Below are 18,908 nucleotides of genomic sequence, written 5' to 3' on the forward strand. Positions count from 1 at the left end.
GAATTAGATCGCGTGCAGCGGCTTGCCGGCGAGCTTCAGCATCGCCTCGCCAATGGTCTCGTTCTGGGTGGGGTGGCCGTGGATCAGGGGGGCTACGTCCTCGGGGTATGCCTCCCAGTTCACGATCAGCTGTGCTTCACCAACGAGCTCGCCGACGCGCGCACCGATCATGTGCACACCGACGACGGGGCCGTCGATTACGCGCACGGCCTTGACCGTGCCCGCGGTGCCCAGAATCGAGCTCTTCGCGTTGCCCGCGAGGTTGTACTCGTAGGCCGCGACCTTGTCTGCGCCGTACTTCTCTTTAGCCTTCGCCTCGGTAAGGCCGACCGATGCGATCTCGGGGTCGCAGTAGGTGACCTTGGGAATGTTGACGTCGTCAACCACTACGGGGTTCAGGCCGGCGATCTCCTCGGCCACAAAAATGCCCTGCTGGTAGCCGCGGTGTGCCAGCTGCAGGCCGGGAACAATGTCGCCCACGGCGTAGACGCCGGGCACGTTCGTGGCGAGGCGCTCATTGGCGAGCACGAAGCCGCGATCCATTGACACGCCAACCTCTTCGAAGCCCATGCCCTGCGTCGAGGGGCCACGGCCCACAGCGACGAGCAGGTAATCAGCCGAAAGCACGGTGCCGTCTTCGAGGTTCACCGTTACGCTCGAAGCGTCCTGCGTGACCGACTGGAAACGCACGCCCAGCTTGAACGCGATGCCGCGCTTCTTGAAGGCACGCTCGAGCTGCTTTGAGACCGACTCTTCTTCGTTCGGCACGAGATGCGGCAGGCCCTCAACGATCGTGACCTCAGCGCCAAACGAGCGCCACACGCTCGCAAACTCAACGCCAATTACGCCGCCACCCAGAATGATGACCTTGCTGGGCACCTCGGTGAGCTCAAGGGCGTGCTCGCTCGTGATGACGCGGCCACCAATTTCGAGGCCGGGTAGTGAACGGGAGCATGAACCCGTCGCCAGTACGACGTTCTTACCAATGACACGGTCGGCGCCGACCTGCACAGTGTTCGGGGCAACGAGTTTGCCCTCGCCCTCAATCACCGTAATGCCGTTTGCCTTGAGCAGGCCCTGCAGGCCCTTGTGCTTGCCGGCCACGAGCGTCGTGCGGTAGTTATTGACCTTCGCGATATCGATCCCGGCGACGCTCGAGAGCACGCCGTACTTATCTCCGTCGCGTGCAACGTCGGCAACTTCTGCGGAGTGCAGCAGGGCCTTCGTCGGCACACAGCCGCGGTGCAGGCAAGTGCCGCCGAGCTTATCTTTCTCGATGACTGCTGCGGTCATGCCCAGCTGAGTTGCACGGATCGCGGTGGCGTAGCCGGCGCTTCCTCCGCCCAAGACAACAATGTCAAACTGCTGATCGGCCAAGTGGGGTCTCCCTCGGTGTGTTCGCAATGTATGTGAGGCCCGGTAGGGGCGTACCCATCCACCCTACACCCCACTGTTTCGCTGCCAGCGTCACGCATGCACACGCGTCGTGAGGCAAGGCTTCATAGGATGGTGATGTGAGCGATTCAATCTTTTCTGCAGAGCACGCCGAGCGCCGGGCGAGCGTACCTCGCGGCCTGCCCCTGATCGTGGCACTCCAGGGGCTCAGCGACGCTGGTGGCGCCATTTCACAGCTCGACGAGTATCTGTGGGAGCAGTGCCACCCCGAAGAGATTCTGCGTTTCAATGCCGACCTGCTACTCGATTACCGGGCTCGGCGCCCCATCATCACATTCGACAGTGACCATTTCACCGATTACAGCCCTGAGGAGCTCACGCTCAGCCTCGCGCGTGACGAGCTCGGCACCCCGTTTCTGCTGCTGAGTGGCTACGAGCCCGACTTTCGGTGGGAGCAATTCATCGACGCGGTGCTCATGCTGGTGCACGAATTCGAGGTTTCCATCACCACGTGGAGCCATGCGATTCCCATGCCTGTGCCGCACACTCGCCCGATCTCGATGACGGTGAGCGGCTCGCGCGAGGATCTCATCGAGGCGCGTTCGTCCTGGCGGCCGACCACCAAGTTGTCTGCCTCGGCCGCACACGTGCTTGAGTACCGACTGCACTCGCTGGGGGAGGAGGTCGCGGGTTTCGCGCTGCTCATTCCGCACTACCTCGCAAACACCGAGTACCCCGAGGCGCTCTATGCTGCGCTCGACGGCCTCATGGCCGCGACCGGCCTCATCTTCGCCACCGATGAGGTGCGCACGCGCGCACGCGCGTTTATGGAGCAGGTCGATGCCCAAATTTCAGAGAGCCATGAAACGGCAGAAATGGTGCACACGCTCGAGAAGCGCTACGACGCCTATATGGAGGATCAAGAGACTCGCTCACCGCTCGTGAGTGAGGACGGGTCACTGCCCACGGCAGAGCAGATCGCGAGCGAGCTCGAGCGATTTCTCGCTCAGCAGCACGGCTCGGGTGACTCTGGGTTCCATGATCCGGATCACCCCGAACCCGGCGACGACACCCCGGGTGGGGAGTCCGACAATAATCACTAGCGCGAAGGCTTGCAGCTTCGAGGTTTTGGTCAGAATCTACACTCGAGGCATGCAATAATGGTAGGGCTAGCCCATCCAAGTTTGCGCTTACCTCCCGTATCGGGAATAAACCAGACTTGACATGGGTTTTCATGCTGTGAGCACTCGCCTTCGGCGACACAGCCCGAATTCAGACACAGAGAGGCGGCTGCGTGGCAACTGCATCCACCCCCAAGACTCGCTCGACCTCGGCCAAGACCGCGAAGTCGGCCGCTGAGGACGCCGCAGAGGTGAAGGACACCACCGAAGCGGCGCCGAAGGCTGCCGCGAAGAAGACCACCACGACTAAGGCTGCCGCGGCCAAGAAAACTACGGCGGCGAAGGCTACCGCTGCTAAGAAGCCTGCCACCAAGGCAGCGGCCGCGAAGGCTGAGGCTAAGCCCGCTGCAAAGAAGAAGACCACTTCGAGGAAGAAGTCGGCCGCCGACGAGATCGACTACGACGCACCAGACGTCGAAGAAGAGCAGGTCGAAACTAAGAAGTCCGCTTCAACCGTGATCGATCCGGTGCCCACCGGCGCGATCGTGCTGAAGGCGAGCGACGAAGAAGATGTTCCGACCATCACGACGGCCATTCCGGGCGCTACGGCTGACCCGGTTAAGGACTACCTGAAGCAGATCGGCAAGGTCGCACTGCTCAACGCGGCCGAAGAGGTCGAGCTTGCTATGCGCATCGAGGCTGGCCTGTTTGCGTCCGAGAAGCTGTCGGTCGAAAAGAGCCTGCCCAAGAAGCTCGAGCGCGAGCTGAAGTGGGTCGCCCGTGACGGCCAGCGTGCCAAGAGCCACCTGCTCGGCGCCAACCTGCGCCTGGTGGTCTCGCTCGCAAAGCGTTACACCGGCCGAGGCATGCAGTTCCTTGACCTCATCCAAGAGGGCAACCTGGGCCTGATTCGCGCGGTCGAGAAGTTTGACTACACCAAGGGCTTCAAGTTCTCGACCTACGCCACCTGGTGGATTCGTCAGGCGATCACTCGCGCCATGGCTGACCAGGCGCGCACGATCCGTATTCCCGTGCACATGGTCGAGGTCATCAACAAGCTCGCTCGTGTGCAGCGCCAGATGCTGCAGGATCTGGGCCGCGAACCCACTCCTGAGGAGCTGAGCCGCGAGCTCGACATGACCCCCGAAAAGGTCATCGAGGTGCAGAAGTACGGCCGTGAGCCCATTTCGCTACACACGCCCCTGGGCGAGGACGGCGACAGCGAGTTCGGTGACCTGATTGAGGACACCGAGGCCGTCGTGCCTGCAGACGCTGTGGGCTTTACGATGCTCCAGCAGCAGCTCGAACAGCTGCTCGATTCGCTCTCCGAGCGTGAGGCCGGCGTGATCCGGATGCGCTTTGGCCTGGGTGACGGCATGCCGAAGACACTCGACCAGATTGGCGACACTTTTGGTGTGACGCGTGAGCGCATTCGCCAGATCGAGTCGAAGACGATGGCGAAGCTGCGCCACCCGTCACGGTCGCAGCAGCTGCGCGATTACCTCGAGTAAATCGGCAGACAACGACAACGCCCCGCGGGAGAAATCCCGCGGGGCGTTGTCGTTGGTGCGAAGCTGTCTAGAAGGCTAAGCGGTGAGCTTGTGTGACTCGTCGTGCCACACCTCGGCCATGGGCTTCAGCTTCGCCTCGTGCTTCGTGGCGTGGTGGGCGCAGAATAGCAGTTCGCTGCCGCTAAATACGACGCGCACGTAGGCCTGTGCCCCGCAGCTGTCGCAGCGGTCCAGCGCACTGAGTGGGCGATCCGCGGCCAAAATGTCTGTCTGGCGATCTTGCTCGATGGTCGACATCGTGTCCTCCCGTTGCTCGTCCATGTGTTACTTCCATCCAAGCACTCATCTTCGTGAACCGCGATTTTTGGGCGCACAGGTTCGCTGAGCGCGTAGCTAAGGCTGGGCGACCGGTTGCGTGGAGCATGGATCCGGCACACACCGAGCGAGCGCAGGGGCAATGTCGGTGGTGTGAATTAGGCTAGAGAGGTCAGTTTACGTAAGGAGATCCGCCGAGTGGCCGAGCAGAACGCAGCGTCAGCAGCACCCCGGGCAGCAGGGGGCGAGTCGAGCTATTCGGCGCGGCACCTCACCGTACTTGAGGGCCTTGAAGCCGTGCGCAAGCGACCCGGCATGTACATCGGCACCACCGACTCACGTGGCCTCATGCACTGTCTGTGGGAGATCATCGACAACTCGGTTGACGAGGCGCTCGCCGGCCACGGCTCAGAGATCGGCATTACGCTGCACGCTGACGGCAGCGTAACGGTCACCGACCGCGGTCGTGGGATCCCCGTAGACGTTGAGCCCAAGAGTGGCCTGACCGGTGTCGAGCTAGTGTTTACGAAGCTGCACGCGGGCGGCAAGTTTGGCGGCGGCGGGTACGCGTCGTCGGGTGGCCTGCACGGCGTGGGTGCTTCGGTCGTGAACGCTCTCTCGTCACGCCTCGATGTCGAGGTTGACCGGGGTGGCAAAACCTGGGCCATGTCCTTTCGCCACGGCGAACCGGGCGAGTTTGCGGGCGAAGGGCCCGACAGTCCGTTCACGCCGTACGAGGACGCGTCCCAGCTGCGCCTCGTAGGCAAAGCGAAGCGCGGGGTTACCGGCACTCGTGTGCGCTACTGGGCCGACCCGCAAATCTTTCTTGCGACGGCACGATTTGAGCCTGAGTCGCTTGTGGCCCGCGCGCGACAAACCGCATTTCTGGTGCCGGGCCTAGCAATCGAGATTCGGGACGAGCGCCCCGAGGGCCTCAGCGAGACGGGCGAGCCGACGGTGCATGCGTTTGCATACGAGGGCGGCCTGTCAGAGTTTGTCGAGTTTCTCGCGGTCGATGCTGCGCTCACCGAAACGTGGCGCGTCACCGATACCGGCAAGTTCACCGAGACGGTGCCGGTGATGGACGAGAAGACCGGCCACCTCGTGTCACGTGAGGTCGAGCGGCAGTGCGAAGTGGACGTGGCGTTGCGCTGGGGCACCGGATACGACACCGAGGTGCAGAGCTTTGTCAACATCATCGCAACGCCCAAGGGCGGCACACACCTGTCAGGGTTCGAGCAGGGGCTCACTAAGTTCTTCCGCAAGCAGATCGAGCAGAACGCGCGCAAGCTGAAGGCGGGCAGCGACAAGCCCGACAAAGACGACATTCTGACCGGGCTCACCGCTGTCGTGACGGTGCGCGTGCCCGAACCCCAGTTTGAGGGGCAGACGAAAGAGGTGCTCGGCACCGCGGCCGTACGGTCGATTGTCTCGCGTGCCATTACGAAGGGGCTCACCGAGCGCTTCGAGTCGACCAAGAAGGCCGACAAGACGCAGACCGGCGCGCTGCTCGAGAAGATGGTGTCTGAGATGAAGGCACGCATCTCACTGCGTGCGCAGCGCGACACCGCCCGCCGCAAGAGCTCGCTCGAGAACTCCTCGCTGCCCGCGAAGCTCATCGACTGCCGTTCAAAGAACGTCGCCGAGACTGAACTGTTTATTGTCGAGGGCGACAGCGCACTCGGCACAGCGCGCCCGGCCCGTGACAGCGAGTTTCAGGCGCTCTTGCCGATTCGCGGCAAGATCTTGAACGTGCAAAAGGCCTCGGTGGCAGAAATGCTGAACAACGCCGAGTGCGGCGCCATCATCAAGGTGATTGGCGCGGGGTCTGGCCGGGACTTCGATCTCGACTCGGCGCGCTACGGCAAGGTGATCCTCATGAGTGACGCCGATGTTGACGGTGCGCACATTCGCACGCTGCTGCTCACCCTATTTTTCAGGTACATGCGCCCGATGCTCGAAGCGGGCCGCGTGTACGCTGCGGTGCCACCGCTGCACCGCGTCGTCGTGCAGCACGCGGGCCGCAAGCCCAACGAGGTTGTGTACACCTACAGTGAGCGTGAGCTTACCGCGCTGCTCGCGAACCTGCGCAAGCGCGGCAAGAAGTATCAAGAGCCCATTCAGCGCTATAAAGGCCTCGGCGAGATGGATGCCGACCAGCTGGCAGAGACCACGATGGACCGCGAGCATCGCACCCTGCGCCGCGTGCGCATGGAAGACGCGCACGCCGCGTCGCAGGTGTTCGAACTGCTCATGGGCAACGAGGTCGCGCCGCGCAAGGAGTTCATCATCGAGAACGCTGACGACCTCGATCGCGACCGCATCGACGCCTAACCTGCTGTGCCGGATCGCGCGCGTTCCCGCGCGATCCGGCCGCCTGGCGGCTTACGGTGCGAGGCCCACGTAGGCGGCGGCCCCGTCGATCGGGGTGCCTGAGCCGTCGCGCTTGCCGAGCTCCGTCGGCAGCTTGCGGGCGGCTCCGTCGCTCGCGAGGGCGCGCGGTGTGCCCACGCCCACCCAGGCGCACGCGATCTGGTCTTCCCACTTCAAGAATCGCTGCACCCTGACGCCACCGGTGGCTCGTCCCTTGGCCGGAATCTCGGCCCAGTCGGTGACCTTCGCGGTCGCAACGTCTGTGCCCGGCAGCGTGATCGAGCTGTCGGCCACGGTGACGACGCGGGCTTCACTGCCCGAGGCTACGACACCCGCAAACACCACCCGCGCGTCTGCCCCGAGGCGGATCCCGGCCATGCCGGCGGCGGCGCGGCCCTGGGGGCGTACAGCGTCTGCCGCAAACCTGAGCAGCTGCGCATCGCTTGTGACCGCGGCAAACTCGGTCCCGTCTGGAGCGATGCAGGCGGCGATGAGCTGGTCGTTGTCTTTCAACGTGATGACTTCGAACGAGGGCCTGGGGGGCAGCTCCGTGAGCAACAGTCGCTTGACCACGCCGCCGCGCGTAAACAACCCGACCACCTGATCGGTGTCGAGCGGCACGAGCCCCACGACCCTGAGCTTTTTGTCAGTGAGGCCGAGATACTCCCGCAGCTTCACACCGGCCGAGAAGGCGATGCTCGCCCCGGGCACGATCGGCAGATCAACGGGGGTAAATCGGTGCAGTGTGCCATCGTTCAAGATCGCGCCCAGCTCACCGCGCACGGTGCCGTCGATGATAGACATTACGGCACCGTGCTTCGTCGCCCGAGATGTGCCGCGGGGCGCATCACCCGCGGCGGGGTCGCGTTCGATGCGTAGAGCGCGGCCCGTAGCCGAGAGCATCACGGTGCAGGCGGTGTCGGCGACTTCTAGGGACTTAGCGGCCGCGGCAGAGCGCGTGGGCCGCGCCACCGCGCCCGTGAGTAGCGTGCGCCTGGGGGTGCCGAACGATTCGGCGGCCTGGTCGAGTTCGTCGGCCACCAACTGCCGCAGCCGCTCGTCACTGCCCAGAATTTCGAGCAGCTTATCGATTTCAGCCCGCAGTTCGTCGCGTTCTGCTTCGAGCTCGACACGCGAGAACTTTGTGAGACGGCGCAGGCGCAGCTCAAGAATGTACTCGGCCTGCAGCTCGCTCAAATCGAACACCTGCATGAGCCTGGTGCGCGCGGTCTCTGAATCGTCGCTTGTGCGAATCAGCTGAATGACCTCGTCGATGTCGAGAATAGCGATGAGCAGCCCCTCGACGAGGTGCAACCTATCGCGGCGCTTGCGCAGCCGAAACTCGCAGCGACGCGTGATCACCGAGATGCGGTGATCGAGAAACACGCGCAGCATTTCACGCAGGCCTAGCGTCTGTGGCTGCCCGTTCACCAGCGCGACAGAGTTGATGCTGAAGGAGTCTTCGAGCGGTGTGTAGCGGTAGAGCGCCTCGAGCACGGCCTCGGGGGAGAACCCGGTCTTGAGCGTGATCACGAGACGCATGCCGTTCTTGCGGTCGGTGAGGTCGGCGACGTCTGAGATGCCCGAGAGCTTCTTGGCATCGACGCCCTGCTTGATCTTCTCGATGATGCGCTCGGGGCCGACGAGGTAGGGCAGCTCGGTCACTATGAGACCGGTGCGGCGCGGCCCGAGCTGCTCCACCGTCACTTTGGCGCGGGTACGAAAGGCACCGCGGCCGGTGCGGTAGGCGTCTTTCACGCCGTCGAGGCCGACGATCGTGCCGCCGCCGGGCAGGTCGGGCCCGGGAATGAACTCCATCAACTCGTCGACGGTGGCCTTCGGGTGAAACAATAGGTGTTTTGCGCCGTCGACGACCTCGATGAGGTTATGGGGGGCGAGGTTTGTGGCCATGCCCACGGCGATGCCGCTGGCGCCGTTGACGAGCAGGTTGGGCACGGCAGACGGCAGCACTTCGGGCTGCATGATCTGGTTGTCGTAGTTGGGTACGAAGTCGACGACGTCTTCGTCAAGTGAGTCGACCATCGCGAGCGCTGCGCCCGCGAGCCGCGCTTCGGTGTAGCGCGATGCGGCGGGGCCGTCGTCGAGCGAGCCAAAGTTGCCGTGCCCGTCGACCAGGGGCAGGCGCATTGCAAAGTCTTGTGCGAGCCGCACGAGGGCGTCGTAGATCGACGAGTCGCCGTGCGGGTGTAGCTTGCCCATCACTTCGCCCACCACGCGGGCCGACTTGACGTGACCCTTCTCGGGCTTCAGCCCCATGTCTTGCATCATGAACAAGATGCGCCGCTGCACCGGCTTCATACCGTCGCGCGCGTCGGGCAACGCACGCGAGTAGATCACCGAGTATGCGTACTCGAGAAATGAGCCTTCCATCTCTTGCGAGATGTCGATGTCCTCAATGCGTTCGCCCGCGAGCTCGTGGGGCAGGGCGGGGGATCCAGCTGAGGCGGCGCCTGTGGCGACGGCATCGGGTGAGGCACTGTTGGAGGCTTCGGTCATAATGAAACCATGCTATCGACAGCCACTGACAACGGCGGGAGGCTGGCCGCAATCGCGCCGATGGGCCTTGCCGCGCTCGCCCGCGGCCTCGGCCACGACCCCGCCGCCACACTCTCCGCTGCCTTCACGCGCCCCGGCGCGTCTGACACGCCCGAGGTGCTGGGGGGCTCGAAAGCTCCGGATCTGGCGGGGCTGCCCGCGATCCGGTCGTTTGTACTGATCGCGGTAGACGGTCTCGGGCACGCGAATCTGGGTGCGCGCATTGGGCACGCGCCCACGCTTGCGCGGATGCCGCGTAAGCGCATCGAGACGGTCGCTCCGTCGACGACGGGCGCCGCCCTCACGACGCTCGTGACGGGGCAGCTGCCCGGAAGTCACGGGCTCGTGGGGTACCGGATCCGGCACCCTGAGCTGGGGCTGCGTACGACCCTGAGCGAGTGGGAAGGTATAGCGCCCGTGCGCGCGTGGCAGCGCGCCCAGCCGCTGTTTCACCGCGCGACCGAGCTGGGCGCGCGCGCCTACGCGATCGGCCGCCCCGCCCATCGGTTGAGCGGGCTCACGCGGGCCAATCTCACGGGCGCCGAGTACCTCGAGGGGCAGCGCATCGAGGACCGTTTCGCGCAGGCGTCTCGAGCCCTTCGAACGGGCGACCCCAGCTACGTCTATCTGTACATCGATGAGCTCGATCGCGCCGCTCACAAGTTTGGGTGGCAGAGCGACGAGTGGGTGCGAAGGCTCGAACAGTTCGACGCGGCGCTCAGTGATTTCTTGCGCACACTGCCCGCGGGCGTAGGTGTCGCGCTCACGGCAGATCACGGCATTGTAGATGTGGCGGCGCACGAGCAGGTGCTGCTCGACGCTACGCCGGAGCTGCTTGATGGTGTGGCCGAGGTGGGTGGGGAGCCGCGCATGCGGTCGCTGTATCTCGCGCCCGATGCTGGACCGGAGGCCGCTGCGGCGGTCTCTGCAAGGTGGGCCGAGCACGAGGGGGCGCGCGCGTTTGTGGGCACGCGCGAGGAGTTCATTGCATCGGGCTGCTTCGGCGACATGGCCCCCGGGGTGAGCGAGCGGTTGGGCGATGTGATCATCGCGGCGCGCAAGCGGGTCGCCTACTATCTCGGGTCAGACGACCCTGCCGCCCGCGAGATGATCGGGCAGCACGGCTCCTTTAGCGAGGAAGAGCGCGGCGTGCCGCTCGCGCTCGCGGGGGAGTTCGATGGTTCACCGTTTGTGTCGCTCGTGACGCGGGCCGCGGCCGCGTACGCGCGTTAGGCGCGTACGCGGCTTGCTCTGACCCGGGGGCAGCCAGTTATGCCCTGGGGTCGTCGTCGCTGCGGGTGCCGAACAAGATATCGTCCCAGCTCGGGATCGACGCGCGCCCCTTCTTCGGGCCCGCCTGTGGCGTAGAAGTTGACGCCGTGGATGTTGACGCCGTGGCTACTGACGTTGCAGGCGCCTCGGGAGTTGCTGCCGCCGGCGACTGCTCAGGAGCCGCGGCTGCAGCGGGGGCTGCCGGTGGGTTGGCGGGCGCGGCGGCACTCGGCGCTTCGGGCGCGCCAAGTTTAGCCTGCGTTACACCCGAGGCGACGCCCGCGCCACCCCAGATGCTGCGTGGTTTCTTCACAGCGGGAGCGGCCGGCGCGGCTGCATTCGGTTCTGCGGCGGGGGCGGTCGCTGGCTCGGGCTTCGCCGACACGGGAATTGAAACGGGCGGCGCCGTGATGGGAGATGTTTCGGTGTCGTCTGGGTCTTGAGCCTGCGCAAGCTGCCGTTCGCCACGCCTGCGCCGCAGCGCATCGAGCAGATCGGCCGTTTGGCTGAAGTCGACGGGGCCTGAATCGTCGCTCTTGATCGCTCGCTGATCTATCTCGCGGCGACGGGCATACTCGGCGTTGGCATCGAGCGGTGCGGCGGTACGCTCGGCCGCAGCCTGCTCTGCTGGAGTGGATGCCACGGATGCCTCGGCTGCCTCGGCCTCGGGGGCTGGGGCGGCGTCACGCGCCGCCGTAAGCTGTGCCACCGCAGGTTTTGCGGGTGTGCTGGGTTTCTCCGCTCGGGCGGCGGGCGCCGCGGGCGCCGCGGGCGCCGCGGAGGACGCTGACGCAGACGACGCATCGGTGACGGGCGGAAACTGCGAGGTGCGGTCGCCGTTGTCGACGGCGCGCAGCTTTGGAATCAGTCGGTCGCCGACATCTCCCTGCTTAGACAGATTTACGGCGTCGGGGTTGATGGGGGCGAGGGTCTGCTTGCGATGGTCAAAACTCCACAGCGCGTTGTGGGCCACATCGTGTGAGATGAACTCGAGGCTCACCAGCCAACCGGCTTCTTCGTCTCGCCACGCCGTCCACTCGCTCGCGTCGGCCTCAAGCCCGATGAGACGCTCGCCAATGACAGCGCCGAATCGTTGATCGGACTCTTCGCTGGCCTCGGTGCGCACCTGCACGGCGTGCGCGCGCTCGAGAATGTAACGTCGCTCAGCCAGCACAGGTTCTTCGTACCGTTCGATGTCTGACTCTTCGAGCCCGGTGATCGCGGCGATCTCGGAGCGGGACTTGCCCGCGCGCACGAGCGACTGAATCTCGCGCGGCCGCACTTTGGCGCCCTCGCGTTCCTTGCGGCTGGCATGCTTCAGTTCAGCGATCAGCAGATCGTCGATCACGAGGCGGAATTCATCGTCGTTCTCGGTCGCGAGAATCAGCGATCGCTCTTCGCGTCGCACAAAACGCAATTCGTTCATCGGCGCGCTCCCTTCGTGGTTCGCAAACAAGGTTGTCACACTGGGCCAGAGAATTGGTACATTGCTGCGGCGCGTGACCGACATCGTGCCCGAATTTGCGTGCCTCGGACCACTCCCAGCCTCGAGATGACCCACTTCACTCTACGCGCTCAGTGAACTCACGGCATTTAGGGTTTGCGTGAACCCCTATAAATAGGGCAGACTGTGGCCGCTCGAGAGTTGAGGTGCCGAGACACGGCACGTAGATTGCAGGAGAAAATGGCCACCGATTACGACGCCCCGCGCAAGACGGAAGAAGACGCTGAGTCCATTGAAGCGTTGAAGGAGCGCGGCCCCGCTAAGGGTGCTTCGGGTTCTGACACCGAGGACGCAGACAACCCGAGTTTCGCGATAGGCGGAACCGATCTGTCTGACGTAGACCTCGACGTGGTTGTGCTGCCACAACAGGACGACGAATTTACCTGCGTGAGCTGCTTCCTTGTACGCCACCGCTCGCAGCTCGACCACCAGTCGAAGCTCGGCCCGGTGTGCGCTGAATGCTCAGCGTAAAACGCGCAGCGTTTTACGGCATTCAGCGCCGACGCCACAGCGTCGGAATGCTCAGCGTAAAACGCGCATGAAAAAACCCCGCCACCGGCGGGGTTTTTTGTTGCGGCGAACAACTATTTCGCGGCGGCGACGGCCTGGATGAGCTTTTGTGGGTGACGGGTCGTGATGATCCAGTGCGGCGCCGGATCGGCCGGGTCAATGTTCTCGAGGCGTACGCCGCGGTGAATCCAGCCGCGCACGAGCAGGTAGCTGCGCGCGTCGAGGCCAGGCCCGATCGCTGCACGAAGCGCATCGGATCCGAGCGCTTCTGCTTCGCCGAGCTGCTTCGCGGGAATACTGGCGTGACCCGCGGTGAGGGTGTCGCCCGAGACGGTTACGACGGGCGCGAGCAATATCAATGTCACCACCGAGATGATGTAAACAGCTATGCCGGTGGGCCACGCAATGTTCGCCTGCACCGGGGTGAGCACGAGCGCCACGGCAGGCACCACCAGCAACAGGGCAAAAAATAGCCCTGGCCCGGGCACCAGCCGCTCGCGGTAGCTGACGAGAGGGGGCTTGGCTTGTGAGTCGCTCGACATAGCTTCATTATGTCGTGTGGTGCCTGACAATCAGGGCCCCGCGGTCACCGCGCGTCGAACCCGATCCGGTAGCCTGTTCGCGTGACTGATGTCGTAACTATTCCGATTCTGGGCGAGACCGCCCCCGTATATGCGCACCACGACGATGCGGGCGCCGATCTGCGCGCGAGCGAGCCTGTCGTTATCGCTCCCGGCGAGCGTGCGCTCGTGGGCACTGGCGTGTCCATCGCGCTGCCCGAAGGGTACGCTGCGTTTGTCGTGCCCCGCAGCGGCCTCGCCGCCAAGCACGGCATTACTGTGCTCAACTCGCCCGGCACCGTTGACGCGGGGTATCGCGGTGAGATCAAGGTGACGCTGCTCAACACAGATCTCGAGAACACTTTTACGGTCGACCCGGGTGACCGCATCGCCCAGGTCATCATCATGCCCGTTTCGCGGGCGGTGTTCGTGCCGGTAGCCGAACTGCCAGACAGCGTGCGCGGCACGAATGGCTTTGGCTCCACCGGCGTCAAAGATGCCAGCTAGCCCGTCCCCGCGGCACCCCTAGATCAATCCGCTTACGAGCGGCCCACAGGAAGTGAAGAAGTAATCATGGCTGAAAAGCAAAACCCGGCAGACACGAGTACCGACACGGGCGCCGATGCCGTCGAGCTCCACGAGGGCGAAGACGCCACGCCCGAGGTTGACGACTCGAAGTCTGCCCCCGCAGACCGCGCCGAGGCGGGGCCGTTTGACGCCACCGAGGTGCCGGCGATGCGCCCCTATGTCGATCTGGGCGGCATCAAGGTTGCGCCCCGCGAGGGGCTGCAGTTGCGGCTCGAGGTCGATGAGCGCGCGAACCGCGTGGTCGCCGTCTCGCTCGAGTACTCAGAGTCGCTGCTGCAGGTGCAGGCGTTTGCCGCCCCCAAGTCGACGGGCCTGTGGCACGGTGTGCGCGGCGAACTTGCTGCGCAGCTGACCCAGCAGGGCGCAACCACGAGCGAAGAGCCCGGCGCCCTCGGCACCGAGCTCGTCGCGCAGACACCCGTGCCTGCAGATCAGGGCGGTGGCACCCGTCCCGTACGCTTCATCGCGGTCGACGGGCCCCGCTGGCTGCTGCGCGGCGTCATCATGGGCAAGGCCGCCGGTGATGCCGAGGCGCTCGCAAACGTGATCGATCTCTTTCGCGAGATCGTCGTCGTGCGCGGAGACCACCCGATGCCCCCGAGTGAGCTGCTGCCGCTCAAAGTGCCCGCGGGCGTGCAAGCCGCCCAGCAGCCCGGCACCACGCAGCAGGCGTGACCGGCGAAAGCGGCGCGGCCCCCGGGCCCGGGTTCGAAGCGAGCCCGGCGCCCGGTACGGGCGATGGGTGTGATCCGGATCCCCAGGCCGCCAAGCACCCCAAGGCGCTGGGCGGCATGGGGCACGCGATCGGGCGTGTGCAGCAGGGCGAAGGGCTCTCTTCGCGCGGCGTGTTGGACGCGATCGGGGGAGCGCGCGGCATTGTCGAGGCCGTCGTGCCCGGGCTGCTCTTTCTCGTCGGGTTCACGATTACGCGTGATCCACGCGTGTCGGCGATCGCGCCTTCGGCGTTTGTGGTGCTCGCGATCATTGTGCGGCTCGCCCGGCGCGAAAACATCACGTCTGCGATTTCGGGCGCGCTGGGAGCCGCGGTCGCGGTCGCGGCGACGCTGATGACCGGCCGCGGCGAAGACTTCTACCTGCCCGGGTTTCTTACCAACGCCGCGTGGTCGCTGGGCCTACTGATCTCGCTTGTCGTGCGGTGGCCGCTGTTTGGGATCGTCTACGGCTTTGCGACGGGTCAGGGGGCGGCCTGGCGCCAGAACCGGCCGGTGCGCCGGGCAGCATTCTGGTTGACCGTTGTGTGGCTGGGGATGTTTCTTGCGCGCCTCGGCGTGCAGCTGCCGCTGTATTTCGCGGCACGATCCGGAGCGAGCGCGGTATATACAGACGCCTTGGGCGTCGCCCGCCTCGTGATGGGGCTGCCGCTTTTCGCGCTCGTGGTCATCGTGACGTGGGTGGTGCTCAGCGGGCTGCACCGTTCATCAGATGATTCGCGGGGCGATATCGTTGAAACCACGGGCGAGGACACCCCTGCGCAGTAGGGGAGTCACTCGCCGATTCAGTGTAGAGTTATCTTGACATCGAGATATTTGGAGGAGCCTCATGGGAGCAGTAAACAGCTTCGACGCTAAGAGCACCCTCGCAGTGGGCGAGAAGGAATACGAGATTTATCGCATCGACCAGGTACCTGGTCACGAGCGACTTCCGTACAGCCTGAAGGTGCTGCTCGAGAACCAGCTGCGCACCGAAGACGGTGCGAATGTGACGAAGGCGCACATTGAAGCGCTCGGCAACTGGGACCCGAATGCGGAGCCCGACACCGAGATCCAGTTCACGCCCGCCCGCGTGATCATGCAGGACTTCACCGGCGTGCCCTGCATCGTCGACCTTGCGACCATGCGCGAGGCCGTCACTGACCTGGGCGGCAACCCCGACTCGATTAACCCGCTGGCACCCGCCGAGCTTGTGATCGACCACTCCGTGATCTCTGACGTGTACGGCCGCGCCGATGCCGCCGCACGCAACGTCGTCAAGGAGTACGAGCGCAACGGTGAGCGCTACCAGTTCCTCCGTTGGGGCCAGGGTGCATTCCAGGACTTCAAGGTCGTTCCCCCCGGGACCGGCATCGTGCACCAGGTCAACATTGAGTACCTGGCGCGCCTCACGTTCACACGCGAGGTTGATGGCGTTGTTCAGGCGTACCCCGACACCAGCGTCGGCACCGACTCGCACACGACGATGCAGAACGGCCTCGGCGTGCTCGGTTGGGGCGTGGGCGGCATTGAGGCCGAGGCGGCGATGCTCGGCCAGCCCATCTCGATGCTCATTCCGCCGGTTGTGGGCTTCAAGCTGAAGGGCGAGATTCCTGCGGGCGTCACCGCCACCGATGTGGTGCTCACCATCACCCAGCAGCTGCGCAAGCACGGTGTCGTGGGCAAGTTTGTCGAGTTCTATGGCGAGGGCGTCGGCTCGGTGCCGCTCGCAAACCGCGCCACGATCGGCAACATGAGCCCCGAGTTTGGTTCAACCGCCGCGATGTTCCCCATCGACGAGGTCACCCTCGACTACATGCGCCTCACGGGCCGCCCTGACGAGCAGGTCGAGCTCGTCAAGGCGTACTCGCAGGCGCAGGGCATGTGGCACAACCCCGCCGTTGAGCCCGAGTTCAGCGAGTACCTCGAGCTTGATCTCGGCACGGTCGTGTCGTCGATCGCCGGCCCGAAGCGCCCGCAGGACCGCATTGAGCTGACCCGCTCGAAGGAGCAGTTCGAGGTCGACCTCAAGAACTACGCTCCCGCATCGAACCCCGCTCAGGTCACTGACGCCGAGGGTCGCGAGTTCACGATCGATCACGGCGCGGTGACCCTCGCCTCGATCACGTCGTGCACCAACACCTCGAACCCGTCAGTGATGCTCGCGGCAGGCGTGCTCGCCCGCAACGCGAACGCGCTCGGTCTCAAGCCCAAGCCCTGGGTTAAGACGACCCTCGCTCCCGGCTCGAAGGTCGTCACCGACTACTACGAGAAGTCAGGCCTCAAGGGTGACCTCGAGGATCTCGGCTTCTTCCTCGTCGGCTACGGCTGCACCACCTGCATCGGTAACTCGGGCCCGCTGAACGAAGAGGTCTCGCAGGCGGTCAACGACAACGATCTCGCGGTCACCGCGGTGCTCTCGGGTAACCGCAACTTCGAGGGTCGCATCAACCCCGACATCAAGATGAACTACCTCGCGAGCCCCCCGCTCGTCGTAGCGTACTCGCTTGCAGGCTCGATGGACTTCGACTTCGACACCGAGGCGCTCGGCCAGGATCGCGACGGCAACGACGTGTTCTTGCGCGACATCTGGCCCGACCCGGTCGAGGTGCAGAAGATTGCCGACGCGTCGATCGACGCCGACATGTTCCGCTCCAAGTACGCCACCGTGTTCGACGGTGACGAGCACTGGACCGGCCTGCCGACCCCCGAGGGCAACACCTTCGAGTGGGACGAGAAGTCGACCTACGTGCGCAAGGCACCCTACTTCGACGGCATGACTCTCGAGACGTCACCCGTCACCGACATTGCAGGCGCACGCGTGCTGCTCAAGCTCGGCGATTCGGTGACGACGGACCACATCAGCCCCGCCGGTAGCTTTAAGGCTGAGACGCCCGCAGGCCAGTACCTGGTTGCGAACGGAATCGCCCCGAAGGACTTCAACACCTACGGCTCACGCCGCGGCAACCACGAGGTCATGATTCGTGGCACGTTTGCGAACATTCGTATTCGCAACCAGCTGCTCGACAACGTCGAGGGTGGCTTCACCCGCGACTTCACCCTCGAGGGTGCACCCCAGTCGTACGTCTACGACGCTGCTCAGAACTACCAGGCTGCGGGCGTGCCGCTCGTCGTGCTCGGTGGCAAGGAGTACGGTTCGGGCTCGTCGCGCGACTGGGCCGCAAAGGGCACCAGCCTGCTGGGTGTGCGCGCTGTGATCACCGAGAGCTTCGAGCGTATTCACCGCTCAAACCTCATCGGCATGGGCGTGCTGCCGCTGCAGTTCCCCGCGGGCGAGAGCGCCGATAGCCTCGGCCTCGACGGCACTGAGTCGTTCGACATCTCGGGCATCACGCAGCTCAACGAGGGCTCAACGCCCAAGTCGGTTGCAGTGAAGGCGACGAAGGCCGACGGCTCGGTGGTCGAATTCGACGCGGTCGTGCGCATCGACACCCCGGGTGAGGCGGACTACTACCGCAACGGCGGCATTCTGCAATACGTGCTGCGCCAACTTGCCGGTAGTTAGAACTCTATCTTTCGTCGCGATTCGGCGTCTACTCTGAGTCCAGTGTAAGAGCAGCGTGCCGGCGAAAGATACCAGCTTGGCACACGTCTCGCTTTGGCGGATGACAGTAATGGCCGCAACAACCTGAACTCCAGGGGGTTGCGGCCATTACTGTCATCCGCCGCAAACGATCACGTCATATTCATTAACGCTGTTCGACGATTCATTCTCATCGCATTTTGGCAACCCTCTTGAGGCTGAACTTGGACTGAGATTTTCATAAGCCGGCCTCCGTCTTGTCAGGATTTGCGAGCTCACCAAACTTCAATATGTAAGGCATCAACCGAGGGCGGAGCTGCTGCCTTCATTGTTGGGCGAATGAGCGCTCCCTCTGGCCTTCACCATTTGTATTGAAGGGTTATCCATTTAAGTGCCGAGTCATTGACTCAAATTTCGGTGCCTGAGCATTCACTCCCGCCATGGACGTAACGGCGAGAGCGCGGTCAACGTGCCCGGCGTTCCGCGTTCACCACTGACGCCACGAGGCTTTGCAGTCTTTGGTTTGGAGTCCCGCACGAGTTCTCGGTAGGTGACCGGCGTGGCCGCGGGAGAAGCCTGAAGAACACGAGCCCTCGATGAGTGCTGTGTCGCCGGTTAAACCGGAACACAAACTCATCCAAGTACTCCTGCATGTGGGCGGCAGTACCCGCGCCTTGGTAGGTGCCTTCAATCATGCGTTTTGCAAGCGCGAATAGACGATGGACCGCCGGCAAAGACTCATGCGCTTGTAGCCCTGAAGCCGAAATATTTACGGGTTCATGCACATAGCCTGCCAACGCGTTCGGGTACGCCGTCCACGCGTCAGTACTAACCGTGGCCCCGGGAAGAATGTTCCATTGAATGAAGCTTTGTGTTTAGCCGACTTGTTCGGTAGCGCCTGTGGGGGTACCCGGTAGCGTGCGTGGGTGCACCCGGTAGCGCTCCGGCG

14 protein-coding genes and 1 pseudogene are annotated in these 18,908 nt (G+C 64.3%); 9 read left to right on the forward strand and 6 right to left on the reverse strand.

Annotated elements, in window-relative coordinates; translation table 11 throughout:
• Positions 1-3: 3 nt before the first annotated feature.
• Positions 4-1,377 (reverse strand): dihydrolipoyl dehydrogenase, encoded by a 1,374-nt coding sequence (gene lpdA / locus ACXR2T_RS05380; protein WP_458840320.1) that lies wholly within the window; start codon positions 1,375-1,377, stop codon positions 4-6.
• Between the two features lie 137 nt (positions 1,378-1,514).
• Here lpdA and ACXR2T_RS05385 point away from each other — a divergent pair, with 137 nt between their 5' ends.
• Together ACXR2T_RS05385 and ACXR2T_RS05390 are read left to right on the forward strand one after the other, a co-directional pair.
• Positions 1,515-2,498, forward strand: a complete 984-nt coding sequence (locus ACXR2T_RS05385; RefSeq protein ID WP_458840322.1) for a proteasome assembly chaperone family protein — start codon at positions 1,515-1,517, stop codon at positions 2,496-2,498.
• A gap of 191 nt (positions 2,499-2,689) precedes the next feature.
• Positions 2,690-4,027 carry an RNA polymerase sigma factor gene (locus ACXR2T_RS05390; protein WP_458840323.1) on the forward strand — a complete coding sequence of 446 codons (1,338 nt, stop codon included), beginning with the start codon at positions 2,690-2,692 and terminating at the stop codon, positions 4,025-4,027.
• Between the two features lie 75 nt (positions 4,028-4,102).
• On the opposite strand, the gene ACXR2T_RS05395 is transcribed toward ACXR2T_RS05390, so the two are convergent.
• Positions 4,103-4,324: a DUF7455 domain-containing protein gene (locus ACXR2T_RS05395; protein WP_458812900.1), complete on the reverse strand. Its 222-nt coding sequence runs from the start codon at positions 4,322-4,324 to the stop codon at positions 4,103-4,105.
• Positions 4,325-4,540: 216 nt separating this feature from the next.
• On the opposite strand from ACXR2T_RS05395, the gene ACXR2T_RS05400 reads away from it, so the two are divergent.
• Positions 4,541-6,676 (forward strand): DNA gyrase/topoisomerase IV subunit B, encoded by a 2,136-nt coding sequence (locus ACXR2T_RS05400; RefSeq protein ID WP_458840325.1) that lies wholly within the window; start codon positions 4,541-4,543, stop codon positions 6,674-6,676.
• 51 nt (positions 6,677-6,727) lie between these two features.
• Here ACXR2T_RS05400 and ACXR2T_RS05405 read toward each other — a convergent pair whose 3' ends face one another.
• Complete coding sequence (locus ACXR2T_RS05405; protein ID WP_458840337.1) at positions 6,728-9,106, reverse strand: DNA gyrase/topoisomerase IV subunit A; 2,379 nt, start codon at positions 9,104-9,106, stop codon at positions 6,728-6,730.
• Between the two features lie 135 nt (positions 9,107-9,241).
• On the opposite strand from ACXR2T_RS05405, the gene ACXR2T_RS05410 reads away from it, so the two are divergent.
• Positions 9,242-10,504 (forward strand): alkaline phosphatase family protein, encoded by a 1,263-nt coding sequence (locus tag ACXR2T_RS05410; protein WP_458840327.1) that lies wholly within the window; start codon positions 9,242-9,244, stop codon positions 10,502-10,504.
• A 37-nt stretch (positions 10,505-10,541) separates the two neighbouring features.
• On the opposite strand, the gene sepH is transcribed toward ACXR2T_RS05410, so the two are convergent.
• On the reverse strand, positions 10,542-11,969 hold the full coding sequence (sepH, locus tag ACXR2T_RS05415; protein ID WP_458840329.1) for a septation protein SepH: 1,428 nt from the start codon (positions 11,967-11,969) through the stop codon (positions 10,542-10,544).
• A gap of 258 nt (positions 11,970-12,227) precedes the next feature.
• On the opposite strand from sepH, the gene ACXR2T_RS05420 reads away from it, so the two are divergent.
• Positions 12,228-12,518, forward strand: coding sequence for a DUF4193 domain-containing protein (locus tag ACXR2T_RS05420; RefSeq protein WP_458812775.1), 291 nt, complete (start codon positions 12,228-12,230; stop codon positions 12,516-12,518).
• Between the two features lie 113 nt (positions 12,519-12,631).
• Here the strand turns inward: ACXR2T_RS05420 and ACXR2T_RS05425 are convergent, their stop codons facing one another.
• The gene (locus ACXR2T_RS05425) at positions 12,632-13,099 is read right to left on the reverse strand and encodes a DUF3093 domain-containing protein (RefSeq protein WP_458840331.1); all 468 of its coding nucleotides are present in this window, start codon (positions 13,097-13,099) and stop codon (positions 12,632-12,634) included.
• A gap of 81 nt (positions 13,100-13,180) precedes the next feature.
• Here ACXR2T_RS05425 and dut point away from each other — a divergent pair, with 81 nt between their 5' ends.
• The 4 genes from dut (at position 13,181) to acnA (ending at position 17,941) form a co-directional block, all read left to right on the forward strand.
• Entirely contained in the window at positions 13,181-13,624 is a 444-nt protein-coding gene (gene dut / locus ACXR2T_RS05430) for a dUTP diphosphatase (RefSeq protein ID WP_458812779.1), read from the forward strand.
• Between the two features lie 66 nt (positions 13,625-13,690).
• On the forward strand, positions 13,691-14,380 hold the full coding sequence (locus ACXR2T_RS05435) for a DUF3710 domain-containing protein (RefSeq protein WP_458812781.1): 690 nt from the start codon (positions 13,691-13,693) through the stop codon (positions 14,378-14,380).
• Positions 14,377-15,204 carry a DUF3159 domain-containing protein gene (locus ACXR2T_RS05440; protein ID WP_458840333.1) on the forward strand — a complete coding sequence of 276 codons (828 nt, stop codon included), beginning with the start codon at positions 14,377-14,379 and terminating at the stop codon, positions 15,202-15,204. Before ACXR2T_RS05435 ends, ACXR2T_RS05440 begins: the two co-directional genes overlap by 4 nt.
• Positions 15,205-15,265: 61 nt before the next feature.
• Complete coding sequence (acnA, locus tag ACXR2T_RS05445) at positions 15,266-17,941, forward strand: aconitate hydratase AcnA (RefSeq protein ID WP_458840335.1); 2,676 nt, start codon at positions 15,266-15,268, stop codon at positions 17,939-17,941.
• Positions 17,942-18,388: 447 nt separating this feature from the next.
• Here the strand turns inward: acnA and ACXR2T_RS05450 are convergent.
• Positions 18,389-18,831, reverse strand: a pseudogene (locus tag ACXR2T_RS05450) (transposase); the annotation flags it as partial.
• Between the last annotated feature and the right edge of the window lie 77 nt (positions 18,832-18,908).

It is taken from the genome of Leucobacter faecis, assembly GCF_054456635.2.